Raw genomic sequence first — 15,428 nt, forward strand, 5'->3', positions numbered from 1 at the left:
TCCGATGAGACGCGCGGCGCTGCAGGCGACTTGCCAACCGTGAAGCGGTGGAGCGGTATCCCGACGGAAACCGCTCCACACGCAGTGCCCCCTCTTGGAAACGACGCTGTTCCGAACGGAAAACCGTTTCACACGTTTCCCGAAACGGCTTAGCAGCGGCCCAGGCTGCCCAGCGCCATCAGGTCGACCGTTGGAAGGACGTTCTTGTCGGCGATGTATTCGACTTCCTGGAGCAGGGAGGCCAAGGCCAATTCCAGGCAATATTGCACGCCTTCGACGTTCAACGTCTTGGCGGTGTCTCGTGCATAGCTGACGAGCCGGGCAAGGGCGAGGAGTTCCTTCTCCTTGTCTTCCACGTCGATGGATAGCGTAATGGCTTGCTGCATGACTGCCCCCAGTGCATTCCGGGTCACTGCGACCCGCTCTCATGCGCAAATATAGCGTGACTTTGGCGCTGTGGGCGTGACACGAGCGTGACACACGCTGAATGGGAAATGCGGCATTCCTACGTCTGAGGTTGATTAAGCAAGACCTTCCACATACTTGTCGAATTGAACTCCCAGTTCGGCCTTCCGCCGCGGAGTTCGTCCGGTTGAGCCCTGACCATTTCGAAAAGCTCAAGCGCATCAACACGCTTCTGATCGACCAATCCCTGATGCAACCTGGCCGCTAGAGCGGCGCGATCGCCGTCCGTTTGAAGGTCCGCGTCGGCAACGATGGCCGCCCATGTGCGCCGCTTGTAGAATATTTGCCGGGCTGCCGCCTCGATCCTCGCAGCATCTCCGGCAGTAATCGAGCCGCTCTGCCGCAGGCGGGCCAGCGTCGCGTGCACATTGACCAATGGAACTGTCAGGGGCGCGTAGCCGAGCTCGGCGGGGGCGTGAAGCAGGGCCACATCCGAGTCGTCCGCCAACTCTCCTGCGGCATACCGGCGAAATATTTCTCCGACCCCGATCATTCCGAAGGACGCACATTCGGCCGCGCGCAGGGCACCCATGCTCGCAGCCCCAAAGATCTGCACGCCCTGCGAAAGGGCGAACAGTATCTCTTTGTGCCAGACCGGCGCGACATGTTCGAAGTTGCCGTCGACAAGGCCGATAACCGTTCCGCCGGCGCGTATGGCGCGCAAGATGTCGCCCTGCATCGCTGGCGGCCGGACCGCGAAAGCCGCACCGGCGAGTTTGCGCGCATCGGGGACGGTCGGACCGACAAACACGACCTTCATGCAACCGCCAGTGCCCAGGACAGCGCCCGGGTACCGAAGCAACGCTTGCGGTCGCCCTCCGGGTTCTCCAGGTCCGGAACGAAGACTTTGACAACGGAAAATGGCAGACCATTGCCAAGCAGCGGCACGGAGACGACCGGACCGACGCCAACCTCCCGGAGCCGCTGCAAGACGAAGGACAAGAGCGCATCCGGCCCTTCTGCCTGAAAGGCCGATACCGGCGTCGTTTCGCGAGGCACAGCCTCGAACAGCCTTCGCGTCTGCTCCGGCAGGGGCCGAACGAACGTTTCCGGATAGACGTCGTCACGCGCGCCGCTGATATAGGTAAGCCTCGATTGGGCCGCTTCGGTCACGGCGCGGATAGCCGCCCGCGGTGCATTCGGATGCGCCCCATGCCCGACCGTGACATGGTGGAAAAGCGGCGCCTTCGCCGTTAGGATGTCTTTTCCGGCGAGCACGGCCGTGAAGCACGGTATGCCGATGTCGCTGGTGATGTCGAAGAGGCGCAGCTCGAGATCGGCCGCGGCGATCTTCCTGGCCATGGCGTCGAGCACCGGATCGCCGAGCGACTGGGGTGCGACGCAACCTCGAAGCCGCGCGGGCAACGGTGAAAGGCGCGAAAGGACCTCCGCATCACGCTCAATCCGCTCCAGGAGCCCATGCAGCACCGCCTCCGTTTCCGTGTTGCCCGAGGCGAGTCCATCGGACGATTGCCAGTAGCGGCAGTTCTCGAGCGTTCTGTCGAGCAGGCTCGCTTCCAGCGGAACCCATGTTGCGGCCCCTCCGTCAAGGTTGCGGCCGAGGATCCAGCGGATGGGCTCGTCATCGCCAAGGTCGGGCTGTGCGCTGGCGATCAGCCCCGGCAGAGCCAGGGCCTCGTCGCCTTCGGTCAACAGTTCTCTACAGCTTGCAACTCTTGCCGGTCCATGCGGCGCACATGCGACGGCGCGTTCGAGCGCCTCCATGGCGGCCGAGACCTTGGCGTCGATGTCCGTTATACCCTTGCCCTGATTGATGACCAGCGACTTCGAATTCGGACAAACGGCATTCCAGACCGGTATGCCGATGCAATCCAGTCCGGTCAGGCGCGCAAGCCGCGTGATGCCGAACTCCGGCAAAAGAGGCTCGATCCGGCCGAAGGTGGTTTCGGCACTGCAGATCCGATCGGAATAGCGGATTGAATCGGACATGGCTTTGAAGAGACGCCTGGGCGGCAGTCCCTTTGGTCTGCCGCCCGTCGCGCGCATGGCCGGCGGTCAGCCGTCCATGAAGCCCCCGAAAACGGCGTCGGCGGTGCTTGCCGCAGCTGCAAGATTGACGGTTTTAACGACCGTGGACCCGGACTTACGCAAGGCATCGGCGTCGGCCAGCGCGCCCTGCTTGGGCGGATCGATCCTGGTGACGGTCCCCGCCTTGAGATCCGCAAGCCACAAATGATCCTCGCCGGCAATGCCGAAAACAACAACTCCAGCCATTACTTACCCCTCTTGCTCTCGCGCGGAATTGCGCCTCAAAAACCCGCCTTCGTCAAACCTTCCCGGTAATGTTCCTTCTGCCATTCCTCGCGGAAGGGCACGATCGCCATCCATCTGTCGAGATCGAAATCCGGATGGACTTCGAGCGTCTTGCGCACAAATTGGCGAGCTTTCCTGCGATCGCCGAGCATGCCCCAGCTTGCCGCCGATAGCCGGTCGGCCGGGGTGCGATCCCGCATCCGGTCGATATAGGCGAGGGCCTGTTCGTATTGGCCAAGAGAGTAGCTGGCCCCGGCGGCCGTCCAGAAATATTCGTCCGGGGCGATCGGGTTGAGATCGATCGCCGCCCCGATCTTCTGCAATCCCTCGCCGGGACGGGATGCCTGCACGAGCGTATCGGCGTAACTGGCAATGACATTGGCGTAATGCGGGCTGAGCTCTTCCGCCCTGTCGTGGAATTCGGCGCTCTCGTCGAATTCGCGCAGATAGAGCTTGACGACGCCGAGCTCCCGGTAGCCGGAGGCGAGCGTCTCGTCTGCGGCTACGGCTTCGCGCGCATGTTTCTCGGCAAGCATCAGCAATTCCCGATCGCCACGCGCCGTCAGCAGCCATTCGACGAAATAGCTTCGGGCAAGCCCGCTCATGGCGGGGGCAAAGTCTCCTTGACCGCTCAGCGCCTCGCGGAAGCTCTTGCGGGCACGGCGGACCTCGGGAAGGTTCAGATGCTTGAGATACCGCTGACCGAGGAGAAAGCTGCGGTAGGAGTCTCCGTTGCGCTCGTAGGCGTCGCGCGCGGCTTCGTTCCGCTCGACCTGGCTTGCGATGGCCGATGCGATCCGGTGCGCAATGCCGCGGCGCGACTGCATCAGCCCGTCGCCGATGAGATTGAACCGGTCGGCCCAGATGACCTCGTCGCTTGCGAAGAAGATGAGTTGGGCAAACAGGCTCTGGCGGCCACCCTCGTCCGTCAAGCGGGTATCGAGGATATAGCTGATGGTATGCCGTTCGTAGGTGTTCGCCTTGTCGGCCTGCAGACCGATCTGAGCCGCGGTGTAGGGCGCGATTACGCTGACGGATCGAAGGGCGCAAAGGCCAATCGTCACGTCTTCGATGAGGGAGCTCGCAAAGATTGCTGCGGCGTCGTGCATGCGGTCCGCGTTCGGCGGCAGCAGGACGAGCCGCGGCGGCTTTTTCTGGTGCGGGTCGTCCCGGACGAGGACCTCCACCGGCGCCGACGGCTGACGGACGATGGGCACCGATTGGCTGACGCTGTCGAAGATCAACTGCGCATCATGGTGCCGTCCCTCGGACTCCAGCGCACTTTTCAAGACATTGCGGACGTCCTCGTCCGAGGGACTGCGCTCGAGTAATCGCATTGCCGCTGACTTGAGAAGTTCGCGATGTTTGTCCGCCGCAGCGGGTGCTGCGGCAAGCAGGCTCTCCCGCAGCCGCGACATCTGTGTCTCCCGTTGCCGGTTGACCCAGGCGTTGAGTGCCTTGCCGTGCGATCTCACATCCTTCAGGAAATCGTCGCGAAGCGCCATGGCGATACGACAGAAGCAAGCCACGGCATCGCCGCTCTCGTCCGTCACTGCGTCCAGATCGCTCGTCAGCGTTCCCGGGTTGAGCAGGATCGATGATTGCGAAAAGGTCAGGAAGGTTCGCCCGAGTTCCGTCTGTCGCGCGGCGATGCGGGAAATTGTCTTGCGCAGGTTGACATAGGCCTGGCTGGGTTCGACATCGTCCCAGAGCAGCTTCGCCATGTCCGCCCGGGACTGCTCGCGATAGCCGTTGGCAATGGCAAGACACAGGATGAGCAGTCCCTTCTCAGGGAAAGCGACTTCGCGGCCCGCTTCGTTAAGGAGGCGCAATCGTCCCAGAGTCTGCAACCTGTAGGTCATGCGGCCCCCTCGCTGACGCTATTTTAGTGTCTAGCCGTGCAGGGGCTCCGTGCGACGAGCTCCCGAAGCGACACTTGACGACTCCGTATCCGGTGCCTGGGCCATGGCTGCGACGAGCGAGATGATCTTCTTCCGCAACACGGGGTCGGCAATCTTCAGGAAGGCCCTGTTGAGTGCGATACCCTCCTTCGAGGCCACGAAGGAAGAAATCTCGTTCGATTCCTGGACGTCGCTGACGCCGTCTCGTGCCGGCGCCTTGTCATCCTCGCGTTGGAAGAAAAAGCTTGGATGGACTCCCAGGATGTCAGCAATCGCCTGCAACCGGCTGGCGCCGATGCGGTTTGTGCCTTTTTCGTATTTCTGTACCTGCTGGAAGGTGATGCCCAGGCCATCGGCCAGCTTCTCCTGGCTCAGACCGACCATCAATCTGCGCATTCTGACGCGAGAACCGACGAAGGTATCAATCGGGTTTGGATCCTTCTTGTTCATCTCAGTGATTCTCCTCGGAACGGTTCAACCTCATGCGTATAAGTTTGCTTGAATAAATGCTGCCATGCAATCAGTGCGCGCCAGATTCCATCGCCTGAGACACATTTTGTGATTGTGTTGCGCGCCGGCTTCGTTTGCAGCCTGCCCGGCGCCGTGGCCTCACCGGACGACCGGTTCGCCATGAAACCGGCGCCGCGAAGGCTTCGATACGCCGAACCCGACCTCCATCATCAGCCGCGGTGTCTGCTTTGCAACCGTGCCCATATGGAACCCGAATGGATCCTCGACAAAGCCGAGCCCGGCTTGGCCGGTAAGCGTGATCGCGTTCTGCTCACCGTAGAATTCCAGAACTTCGTTTGCCGGATGGCCGACGAGAAGCGTCAGTTGGTGCTTCAGGCGGCGACGGCGATGGCTGCCCAGCACATAGATGTGCGGGCCGGCATTTTCGTCGACATCGGACAAATAGAAGAAGAACTTCAGCATGCGCCAATCGTCGAGATCGAAGTGATACTTGAACGACGCGAGGCTGATGTCGGCATCGGAGGCGGATTTCGTTGGGAAGCTCCACCAGACCCGAGTGGTGATCAATTGCGCTTCACCGCCGAGATAGTGCTTGGCCACGTCGAGAAGAAGCGGGTCGCGTTGCACGGCGACCGCGGCATCGCATTGCAGGACTCGCTCGAAATGGTGACCGCTGAGGATCGCCCGACCGAAGCGTTTTTCCGCCGCGGAATGTTCGCCCGCGAGAAACTCAAGCCGCCGATCGAAATTGCCGAAGCAGGGCGTTTCGTTCGCGAAACGCGCGATCTCGTCGCATACGGCCGGCGGCAGCATCAAGCCAGAGAAAAGTCCTTTCTCGCGCAAGGCGGCCACCACCGCTCCGGTGGCGATGCCGTCGAACATGGAAGGTATCGTACCCACTGTCGAAGGAGCCGGCCTGGCTGTCAGCCAATGAGCGTTGCGCACCGGCATCGTACGGGCGAGAAGAAACATCGGCAGCCAGGCCGGGTTCTCCCGCACGTCCGCCCAATAGGTGGGCACCCGCGCCAGCATGCGACTGAGCCGGCCGCCGCTGCGCGCGATCGTCTCGAGATCCTTTGACCCCGAAGCGCGTGAGTCGAGCATTTCATGTCCCCTCGTACGCGACGACGGCGTTCCCTTGCGGGAAGGCCGTCATGGTCGCCGGAATGCAAGGAAGCTAGCGCGCGTTGAGCATTGCTGCAACGCAGCAATTTTAGGGGTTCTGGGGTTTTCATTGCTGTGCTTGCGAAGCCATCAGACAAGCCCCGTTGCCGTCGAGGCAAGCGCGGCGACCCCAAATCCGATGAGCACAAGCGCGGAAATGCGCGACACCCACGTCGCGAAACCGTCCGGCAGCCGCGTCTTTGCAAGCGCGATGCCGCCGCTCAAGAAGAACCACCAAGCAAGCGAACCGAGAAAGACGCCCGCGACGACAAACGCACCTTTTGTTCCGTCGCCGACAGCCGAAAGCCCTAACCCCGCGAAGATGGCGGCGAAGGACAAGATCGTCGCCGGGTTGGCGATCGTCAGGAAGAAGGTAGCGGTCGTCGTGTGAATGAGATCGCGTGCATTGATTTCAGCGACTGCGGCAAGTGGTTTCGGGGCAAGCCCGCGCCAGCCAAGCCAGATCATGAACAGACCACCCACGAGGCTGAGCGGTGTCGCGATTACGGACAACGCGGCAGCGAATGCCGCGAAACCCACCGCCGCCAGCATCGCGTAGGCCGCATCCGCGAGCGCTGTCCCGAGGCCGCCGGCGACGCCGGCCCAAAAGCCGCGCTGAAGCGTGCGGCTGATGCAAAGCGCGCCGATCGGCCCGAGCGGCGCGGCAATTGCGAGGCCGAGCAGGAGGCCTTTTCCGAAAAGCAGCACGGACATGCTATCGGACCTCCGGTTCTGTGAAGAGGTTATCGGCGACGGTCGAAAGCGCGATGACTGTCTCGCTGCGGGCGAGATATCGCCGTGCCTTAAGTTCAGCGAGAAACGGTTCGATGTCGCCGAGCGTCGGCATGCGGATCTTGACGCAATAGGACCATGAGCCCGTCACGTGATGGCACTCCGCGACAGCCGGGTGCGCCGCCATGAATGCGCGGAATTCGGTTTCATCGGCATCGGCCGAAAGGGCGATCCAGACAAAGGCGAGAACGTCGAGGCCGAGGGCGCGATGATCCACGTCGAGCGTGAAGCGGCGGATCGTGCCACTGGCGACGAGGCGGCGGATGCGCTCGTTGACTGCTGAGGGGGAGAGGTCGATCGTCGCGCCGATGTCGGTCAGCGATGATCGCGCGTCAGAGGCGAGAATTCCAATGATTTTTCTGTCAAGATCGTCCATAAGACAAAAATACACGGAAATTAAGAGAAATTCAAGGGTTCCTGCGGTGTGGCGTCCAGCTGCTGAGATAGGCTGCTGCGGCATGCGTTTGTCGCCGCGCGCTACGCCGCTTGTCCGCAGGGAGGGAGGGAGCTATGACCGGGAGCACAATCTCTCGCCAGCAAACAGGGGCATCAGGTCCATGATGATGATCGAGAACAGGCGCAGACCCAGCAGGCCGGGGCGCCGATTTCCCGGCTCGATCGTCGTCATGGGCGTGTCGGGTAGCGGAAAATCGTCCGTGGGCGAACGCATCGCGGAAGCCTACGACTATCCCTTCATCGAGGGGGACGCCCTGCATCCGCCCGAGAACATCAGGAAGATGTCCGAAGGCATTCCGCTGACGGACCATGACCGCTGGCCATGGCTCGAGGCGATCGGCCGTTTGCTGGCGGAAACCCCCGGCCCGGTCGTCGTTGCCTGCTCAGCGCTAAAACTCAGTTACCGGGAGAAGCTGCGAGAGGGCGCGCCTAAGCGGCTGGCCTTCGTTCATCTTCATGGAGCCGAGGCGGTATTGGCGGAGCGGATGCAGCATCGCACCGGTCATTTCATGCCGACGTCCTTGTTGAAGACCCAGCTTGCGACCCTGGAGGATCCGACGGGAGAGGCGAACACGGTGACGATCGACATCGACCAACCGCTGGATGCGATCGTCGAGGAGGCGTTTGCCGCCCTCGGCAAAATGTAATCGCGCGCGCCGTAGGTTGATGCCTGTTCCACTTCGGTCGATGTCCCTCGAGGCAAAAGAACCCTCGAATCGCGGCCGCCGGATGAGCGAGGCTCGCGCCGACATCGAAGCAGCGATCTGCCGTATGTTACCCTGCTCCTTTTCAAATCGTGCTTGGCTACCCGGCTCTTTGGAAGGAAATTAGCCAAGCGCGATGTTATCGTTCGCGGCAATGGTCTTGCGGCGTTACGATGCACCGATGAGAATTGCACTGTGGCCTTTGCGCGTCTGAAACGACGTGCAGGCGCTGTAGCAGTCGTGCTTCGGGGAGTGCCCGCGAGGTCTGTTTCTGCTGGCGATGAGGAGATCGTAGGCAGGGGCATGCGGAGGAGAGGAAGACATGTATCAAGGTGGACTGAGTTTCGCCCTTGGCGATGATATCGACGCATTGCGCGACAGTGTACGCCGATTTGCGAGCGAGCGGATTGCGCCGCTCGCGGAAGAGACGGACCGGAACAATGCCTTTCCAGCGCAGCTCTGGCGGGAAATGGGAGAACTCGGTGTGCTCGGCATCACCGCCGACGAGGGCTATGGCGGTGCCGGCATGGGCTATCTCGCCCACTGCGTCGCCATGGAGGAAATCAGCCGCGCATCCGCGTCGGTGGGCTTAAGCTACGGCGCTCACTCCAATCTTTGCGTCAACCAGATCAACCGCAACGGCACGTCTGCCCAAAAAGCCAAATATCTGCCGAAGCTGATTTCCGGCGAACATGTCGGCGCGCTCGCCATGTCCGAACCGGGCGCCGGCTCCGACGTGGTCTCGATGGCGCTGAGGGCCGAAAAGCGCGGCGACCGTTATGTGCTGAACGGCAACAAGATGTGGATCACCAATGGCCCGGACGCTGATGTGCTGGTGGTCTATGCCAAGACCGATCCGGCCGCCGGCCCGCGCGGCATCACCGCCTTTCTCGTGGAAGAGGGGTTCGCTGGCTTCTCGACCGGCGAGAAGCTCGACAAGCTCGGCATGCGCGGCTCCAACACCTCAGAGCTCATCTTCAGGGATTGCGAGGTACCGGAAGCAAACGTGCTCGGCGGGGTCGGCAGCGGCGTCAACGTGCTGATGTCCGGCCTTGACTACGAGCGGGTGGTGCTTTCAGCAGGCCCGCTCGGGATCATGGCGGCTTGCCTCGATGTTGTCGTCCCCTATCTCCATGAACGCAAACAGTTCGGCCAGCCGATCGGCGAGTTCCAGTTGATGCAGGGAAAACTTGCCGACATGTATGTGACGATGAACGCGGCGCGCGCTTATGTGTATGCGGTGGCGGCAGCGTGCGATCGGGGCGAAACCGCGCGCAAGGATGCTGCCGGCTGTATCCTCTATGCGGCGGAAAAGGCGACCGCATTGGCGCTTGAGGCGATCCAGGCGCTTGGCGGCAACGGCTACACCAACGACTATCCGGCCGGCCGCCTGTTGCGCGACGCCAAGCTCTACGAGATCGGCGCCGGCACCAGCGAGATCCGCCGCATGCTGATCGGGCGCGAACTCTTTGCGGAAACGAAATAGCCGAACGGCGGCAGCCGTCTTTCGCGTGCAGGTCAAACCCCGTCCTCGAGGGCTTCATGACAATCCTGAGATCGCATATCTCGACATCCTCCGACGTTTATAAGACCAACCGTGCAGCCATGACGGACGCAATCGTGCCGATCGAAGAGGCGGTGCGGCTCGCCGTCAACGGCGGCGGCGAGGCGGCGCGGGAACGGCATGTCGGCCGCGGAAAGCTGCTGCCGCGCGACCGGGTCGCGTCCCTCATCGATCCGGGCACGCCCTTTCTGGAGGTCGGCGCCACCGCTGCGCATGGCATGTACAATGGCGACGCGCCGGGTGCAGGGCTGATCGCCGGCATCGGCCGGGTTGCCGGGCGCGAATGCATGATCGTCTGCAACGACCCGACGGTCAAAGGCGGCACATATTACCCGATTACGGTCAAGAAGCATCTGAGAGCGCAGGAAATTGCCGCCGAAAACCGGCTTCCCTGTGTCTATCTGGTCGATTCCGGCGGCGCCAACCTGCCGAACCAGGACGAGGTTTTTCCCGACCGCGAGCATTTCGGCCGGATCTTCTACAACCAGGCGAACATGTCGGCTGCCGGCATCCCCCAGATCGCGGTGGTGATGGGGTCCTGCACGGCGGGTGGCGCCTACGTGCCGGCGATGTCCGACGAGGCGATCATCGTCGAGGGGCAGGGTACGATCTTTCTGGCCGGTCCTCCGCTCGTGCGCGCGGCGACCGGTGAAGTGGTCTCGGCCGAGGATCTCGGCGGCGCCGACGTGCACACACGGCTGTCGGGCGTCGCCGATCACCTGGCGCGTGACGACGCCCATGCGCTGGCGCTGGCGCGCCGCGCCGTGTCGGCCTTGAATCGCGAAAAACCATCGTCGGTGGAGCTTCGCACGCCGGAGCCACCGCTCTACGATCCGGAGGAAATCGCCGGGATCGTACCGGCCGATCTCAGAACACCCTATGAAATTCGCGAGGTGATCGCTCGGATCGTCGACGGGTCGCGTTTCGACGAATTCAAGGCCCGCTTCGGAACCACGCTCATCTGCGGCTTCGCCCACATTCATGGCATACCGGTCGGCATCGTCGCCAACAACGGGGTGCTGTTTTCGGAGTCGGCGCTGAAAGGGAGCCATTTCGTCGAGCTCTGCGCCCAGCGCAAGATCCCGCTGGTTTTTCTACAGAACATCACCGGCTTCATGGTCGGCCGCAAATATGAAACCGAGGGCATCGCCAAGCACGGCGCCAAGCTCGTGACGGCAGTGGCGACGGTGAAGGTGCCGAAGGTCACTATGTTGGTCGGCGGATCGTTCGGCGCCGGCAACTACGGCATGTGCGGGCGGGCCTTTTCACCGCGCTTCCTCTGGACCTGGCCGAACAGCCGCATATCGGTAATGGGCGGCGAACAGGCGGCCGGCGTGCTCTCGACCGTGCGCGGCGAAGCCTTGCGTCGGGCCGGGACGCCTTGGAGCGAGGAGGAGGAAGCGCGCTTCCGGCAGCCGGTGCTCGATCTTTTCGAGCGGCAAAGCCATCCGCTCTATGCCTCGGCCCGGCTCTGGGACGACGGCGTGGTCGATCCGCGAAAAAGCCGCGACGTGCTCGCGCTGTCGCTGTCGGCCGCGCTCAACGCCCCGATCGAGGACACACGTTTCGGATTGTTCAGGATGTAGGAGGCCCGCCATGAAACGCGACAATATCAACGCGATCAACGCACCGCAGCCGCGTGGCGGCTATTCGCAGGCCGTCAGCCTCGAGAATTTTCAACGGCTGCTCTTCGTCAGCGGCCAGATACCCATGACCTCCGATGACGTGCTGCCGGAAGGCTTCGAGGCGCAGGCACGCCAGGTCTGGCTGAATGTCGATGCCCAGCTCAAGGCAGCCGGCATGACCAAGACCAATATCGTCAAGGTGACGACCTATCTCGTCGACAGAAACCATGTCCTGGCGAACCGTGAGATCCGCAATGACTATCTAGGCTCGCTGGCGCCGGCGATGACGGTCGTGATTGCCGGAATCTTCGATTCCGCCTGGCTCCTGGAAGTCGAAGTGGTGGCGGCACAGTAGAAGCGGAACCGAGGGGCATGTTTTCCAAACTCCTGATTGCCAATCGCGGCGAGATCGCCTGCCGCGTCATTCGCACCGCCCGGCGGCTCGGCATACGCACCGTTGCCGTCTATTCCGATGCGGACGGCGACGCGCTTCATGTGACGCTCGCCGACGAGGCCATACGGATCGGCCCGGCGAACGCCGCCGAAAGCTATCTCGCAATCGACCGCGTCATCGAAGCCGCAAAGGCCGTCGGCGCTGACGCTATCCATCCGGGTTATGGCTTCCTGTCGGAGAATGCCGACTTCGCCGAGGCGGTCGAAGCCGCGGGCATCGTTTTCGTGGGGCCGCCACCGGAGGCGATCCGGGCGATGGGACTGAAAGACGCGGCCAAGGCGCTGATGGAGCAGTCCGGCGTGCCCGTCGTGCCGGGCTATCACGGCGATCAGCAGGACCCTGAGTTCCTCGGTGCCCGGGCCGCTGAAATCGGCTATCCGGTGCTGATCAAGGCGCGCGCCGGCGGCGGCGGAAAGGGCATGCGCCGCGTCGAGCGGCGGGAGGATTTCGCTTCGGCACTGGAATCCGCGCAGCGAGAAGCGCACGCCTCCTTCGGTGACGGCGGGGTCCTGATTGAGAAATATCTGACGAGGCCCCGTCACATCGAGGTCCAGATTTTCGGGGATCGGCACGGCAATGTCGTTCATCTTTTCGAACGCGACTGCTCGCTGCAGCGACGGCACCAGAAGGTAATCGAGGAGGCGCCGGCACCGGGCATGACCGCGGAAGTGCGCCGCGCCATGGGAGACGCCGCCGTCAAGGCTGCGCACGCGATCGGCTATGTGGGTGCCGGAACGGTCGAGTTCATCGCCGACGTGACGAACGGCCTGTGGCCGGACCATTTCTATTTCATGGAAATGAACACGCGGCTGCAGGTCGAGCATCCGGTCACGGAGGCGGTTACGGGGCTCGATCTCGTCGAATGGCAATTGCGTGTCGCGGCCGGCGAGCGACTGCCGAAAAAGCAGGGCGAGATCGGCATAGACGGTTGGTCTTTCGAGGCGCGCATCTATGCCGAGGATCCAGCCCGCGGCTTCCTGCCGGCGACCGGCCGGCTGGCGCAGCTAAGCTTTCCGGACAATGCGCGCATCGACTCCGGCGTCTCGCAGGGGGACGCGATAACGCCCTTCTACGATCCGCTGATCGCCAAGCTGATCGTGCATGGCGGGACACGGTCCGCAGCGCTCGCCCGGCTGCAGGCGGCGCTGAAGGAGGTCCGGATCGGCGGAACGGTTACCAATCTCGATTTTCTGATCAGGCTGACGGACGAACCGGATTTCCGCGCCGGCCGGCCGGACACGGGACTGATCGACCGGGCGGTCGAGCGGCTGGCGGCGCCGAGCGATCCCGACGATGAAGCGCTGGCGCTTGCGGCAATTGTCTCGACCGGCGTGCTCCAGCCAATGACGTCCGATGATCCCTGGACGTCGCTCGGCTATTGGCAGATCTGGGGCGACGCGCACCGGACGGTTTCAATCGACCACGCGAACGGGCGTGCGGCCGTGACGCTCGCATCGCGCGGCCGCGATCAGTTCGCTGTGCGCGCCGGCAAGAGCACCTTGCCGGTGCTTGTCCTCGAGCGCTTCGAAAACGGTGCGCGCCTCGAAGTGGGCGGACAGAGGCAAACGCTTCGTTTCCTGCGGCAGGGCGAGACGCTCACATTGTTTCTCAACGGCCGGAACCAGGTGTTCCATCTGCCCGACGCGTTGTCCGGTGGACACAGCGGGGAAATCGCAGATGACGAACTCGTCGCGCCGATGCCGGGCCTCGTCAAGATGGTTCGTGTCGGCGCCGGCGAGGCGGTCGCCAAGGGCCAGCCGCTGGTGGTGATGGAGGCCATGAAGATGGAACTCACGCTTTCGGCCTCGCGGCAGGGGACGGTCGCGAGCGTGCATGTGGCCGAGGGCACGCAGGTCAGCGAAGGAACTGTCCTTGTGACGCTCAGTGAGGAGGCCGCAGAGTGACAACGTCCGCAAGCGAGCACGTGACGATCGTCGAGATGGCGCCGCGTGACGGCCTCCAGAATGAATCCCGGCTTGTCGACACCGACGACAAGATCCAGCTCGTCGATCTACTCTCGGATTGCGGTTTCGAGCGCATCGAGGTTACGAGCTTCGTCAGCCCGCGATGGGTCCCGCAGATGGCCGATGCTCCCGCGGTCATGGCAGGCATCGCGCGGCGCCCGGGCATTCGCTACGCGGCATTGACGCCGAACATCAGGGGGTTCGAGGCCGCCCGCGCCGCGGGTGTCGATGAAGTGGCGATATTTGCCTCCGCCTCGGAAAGCTTCTCGCAGAAGAATATCAACTGTTCGATCACCGAGAGCATCGAGCGCTTCCGCCCGGTCGCGGAGGCAAGCGTGCACCATGGAATTCCGATGCGCGGCTATGTCAGCTGCGTCGTCGAGTGCCCTTACGAGGGACCGATCGCGCCGGAGGCCACCGCCCGCGTCGCGCGCCTTCTTTTCGAACTCGGCTGCTACGAGATCAGTCTCGGCGACACGATCGGGCGCGGCACGCCGGAAGTCGTTGACACCATGCTGGCGACGGTGCTCAGCGACATCGACGCGGCGAAGCTTGCGGGTCATTTCCACGATACGTCCGGCCGGGCGCTGGAAAACATCGCGGTCGGCCTCGATCGCGGGCTGCGGGTGTTCGACGCTTCGACGGGAGGGCTCGGTGGCTGTCCTTATGCTCCGGGTGCAGCGGGCAACGCCGATACGCTCGCAGTGAATGCCTTCCTGCAGAAGCGGGGATTTTCGACCGGGCTCGACACCTCAAAGCTCGATCGCGCAGCGGCCTTTGCTCGGTCCCTGAGGAGCGCAACATGACTGACCAAACGATCCGGTGCACCGTCGACAAACGAGGCGTCGCCCGCCTGACGCTCGCCCGTCCGGATAAGCACAATGCGCTTTCCGCCACAATGATCGGTGAACTCACGGATGCGGCGGTCCGGCTTGGCGACAACAAGGCGGTCCGCATCGTCATCCTCGACAGCGAGGGGAAGAGTTTCTGTGCCGGCGGCGATCTCGACTGGATGCGCCAGCAGTTTGACGCCGACCGGCAGGCGCGGATCGGTGAGGCGACCCGGCTGGCCATGATGTTCAAGGTGCTGAACGAGATGCCGAAGCCGCTGATCGCACGGGTGCATGGCAATGCCTTCGGCGGCGGTGTCGGGCTGATGAGCGTTTGCGATGCAGTGGTTGCGGCGGCGGGCGCAAGGTTCGGGTTGACGGAGGCGAGGCTCGGGCTGATCCCGGCGACGATCAGTCCCTATGTCGTCGCCAGGATTGGCGAAGGAAGGGCGCGGCCGCTGTTCATGTCGGCACGGCTTTTCGGCGCCGAAGAGGCGCTCGCGGCCGGTCTTGCGACTGTTGTGGTCGAGGATGGCCAATTGGACGCCGCCGTCGATGCGGAAATCGCACCCTATCTTGCCGCCGCTCCCCAAGCCGCCGGAAGAGCCAAACGGCTGGCGCGATCGCTCGGCATGCCGATCACCGATGCGGTTATCGCCGCGACGATCGAGCAACTGGCCGACACGTGGGAGACGCAGGAAGCCCGGGAAGGAGTCTCGGCCTTCTTCGAACGGCGGACGCCCTCCTGGCAGACTTGAGCAGAA

16 protein-coding genes are annotated in these 15,428 nt (G+C 63.1%); 7 read left to right on the top strand and 9 right to left on the bottom strand.

Going from position 1 to position 15,428, the window contains the following annotated elements; genetic code table 11:
- Positions 1–149: 149 nt before the first annotated feature.
- The 9 genes from ILFOPFJJ_RS19390 to ILFOPFJJ_RS19430 all read right to left on the bottom strand — a co-directional run bounded on the left by ILFOPFJJ_RS19390 (position 150) and on the right by ILFOPFJJ_RS19430 (position 7,443).
- On the bottom strand, positions 150–386 hold the full coding sequence (locus ILFOPFJJ_RS19390; RefSeq protein ID WP_173512183.1) for a hypothetical protein: 237 nt from the start codon (positions 384–386) through the stop codon (positions 150–152).
- Positions 387–505: 119 nt separating this feature from the next.
- Entirely contained in the window at positions 506–1,225 is a 720-nt protein-coding gene (locus ILFOPFJJ_RS19395; protein WP_173512184.1) for a TfuA-like protein, read from the bottom strand.
- On the bottom strand, positions 1,222–2,415 hold the full coding sequence (locus tag ILFOPFJJ_RS19400) for a YcaO-like family protein (RefSeq protein ID WP_173512185.1): 1,194 nt from the start codon (positions 2,413–2,415) through the stop codon (positions 1,222–1,224). Before ILFOPFJJ_RS19400 ends, ILFOPFJJ_RS19395 begins: the two co-directional genes overlap by 4 nt.
- 66 nt (positions 2,416–2,481) lie before the next feature.
- Positions 2,482–2,700 carry a hypothetical protein gene (locus ILFOPFJJ_RS19405; protein WP_173512186.1) on the bottom strand — a complete coding sequence of 73 codons (219 nt, stop codon included), beginning with the start codon at positions 2,698–2,700 and terminating at the stop codon, positions 2,482–2,484.
- Between the two features lie 35 nt (positions 2,701–2,735).
- Entirely contained in the window at positions 2,736–4,601 is a 1,866-nt protein-coding gene (locus ILFOPFJJ_RS19410; protein ID WP_173512187.1) for an AfsR/SARP family transcriptional regulator, read from the bottom strand.
- A 30-nt stretch (positions 4,602–4,631) separates the two neighbouring features.
- The gene (locus ILFOPFJJ_RS19415; protein ID WP_173512188.1) at positions 4,632–5,090 is read right to left on the bottom strand and encodes a helix-turn-helix domain-containing protein; all 459 of its coding nucleotides are present in this window, start codon (positions 5,088–5,090) and stop codon (positions 4,632–4,634) included.
- A 159-nt stretch (positions 5,091–5,249) separates the two neighbouring features.
- Complete coding sequence (locus ILFOPFJJ_RS19420) at positions 5,250–6,215, bottom strand: phytanoyl-CoA dioxygenase family protein (protein ID WP_173512189.1); 966 nt, start codon at positions 6,213–6,215, stop codon at positions 5,250–5,252.
- Positions 6,216–6,365: 150 nt separating this feature from the next.
- Positions 6,366–6,989 carry a LysE family translocator gene (locus ILFOPFJJ_RS19425; RefSeq protein WP_173512190.1) on the bottom strand — a complete coding sequence of 208 codons (624 nt, stop codon included), beginning with the start codon at positions 6,987–6,989 and terminating at the stop codon, positions 6,366–6,368.
- A 1-nt stretch (position 6,990) separates the two neighbouring features.
- The gene (locus tag ILFOPFJJ_RS19430) at positions 6,991–7,443 is read right to left on the bottom strand and encodes an Lrp/AsnC family transcriptional regulator (RefSeq protein ID WP_173512191.1); all 453 of its coding nucleotides are present in this window, start codon (positions 7,441–7,443) and stop codon (positions 6,991–6,993) included.
- Positions 7,444–7,630: 187 nt separating this feature from the next.
- Here ILFOPFJJ_RS19430 and ILFOPFJJ_RS19435 point away from each other — a divergent pair, with 187 nt between their 5' ends.
- From ILFOPFJJ_RS19435 to ILFOPFJJ_RS19465, 7 genes are all read left to right on the top strand, one after another.
- The gene (locus tag ILFOPFJJ_RS19435) at positions 7,631–8,170 is read left to right on the top strand and encodes a gluconokinase (protein WP_173512504.1); all 540 of its coding nucleotides are present in this window, start codon (positions 7,631–7,633) and stop codon (positions 8,168–8,170) included.
- Between the two features lie 379 nt (positions 8,171–8,549).
- Positions 8,550–9,713, top strand: coding sequence for an isovaleryl-CoA dehydrogenase (locus ILFOPFJJ_RS19440; RefSeq protein ID WP_173512192.1), 1,164 nt, complete (start codon positions 8,550–8,552; stop codon positions 9,711–9,713).
- Between the two features lie 56 nt (positions 9,714–9,769).
- Complete coding sequence (locus ILFOPFJJ_RS19445; RefSeq protein ID WP_173512193.1) at positions 9,770–11,377, top strand: carboxyl transferase domain-containing protein; 1,608 nt, start codon at positions 9,770–9,772, stop codon at positions 11,375–11,377.
- A 10-nt stretch (positions 11,378–11,387) separates the two neighbouring features.
- On the top strand, positions 11,388–11,771 hold the full coding sequence (locus ILFOPFJJ_RS19450; protein ID WP_173512194.1) for a RidA family protein: 384 nt from the start codon (positions 11,388–11,390) through the stop codon (positions 11,769–11,771).
- Positions 11,772–11,788: 17 nt separating this feature from the next.
- Positions 11,789–13,774, top strand: coding sequence for an acetyl/propionyl/methylcrotonyl-CoA carboxylase subunit alpha (locus ILFOPFJJ_RS19455; RefSeq protein ID WP_173512195.1), 1,986 nt, complete (start codon positions 11,789–11,791; stop codon positions 13,772–13,774).
- Positions 13,771–14,640 carry a hydroxymethylglutaryl-CoA lyase gene (locus tag ILFOPFJJ_RS19460; RefSeq protein ID WP_173512196.1) on the top strand — a complete coding sequence of 290 codons (870 nt, stop codon included), beginning with the start codon at positions 13,771–13,773 and terminating at the stop codon, positions 14,638–14,640. The genes ILFOPFJJ_RS19455 and ILFOPFJJ_RS19460 overlap by 4 nt, the downstream gene beginning before the upstream one ends.
- The gene (locus ILFOPFJJ_RS19465; RefSeq protein ID WP_173512197.1) at positions 14,637–15,422 is read left to right on the top strand and encodes a crotonase/enoyl-CoA hydratase family protein; all 786 of its coding nucleotides are present in this window, start codon (positions 14,637–14,639) and stop codon (positions 15,420–15,422) included. Before ILFOPFJJ_RS19460 ends, ILFOPFJJ_RS19465 begins: the two co-directional genes overlap by 4 nt.
- Positions 15,423–15,428: the final 6 nt, after the last annotated feature.

It is taken from the genome of Sinorhizobium psoraleae (genome assembly GCF_013283645.1).
GTDB classification, from domain to species: domain Bacteria; phylum Pseudomonadota; class Alphaproteobacteria; order Rhizobiales; family Rhizobiaceae; genus Sinorhizobium; species Sinorhizobium psoraleae.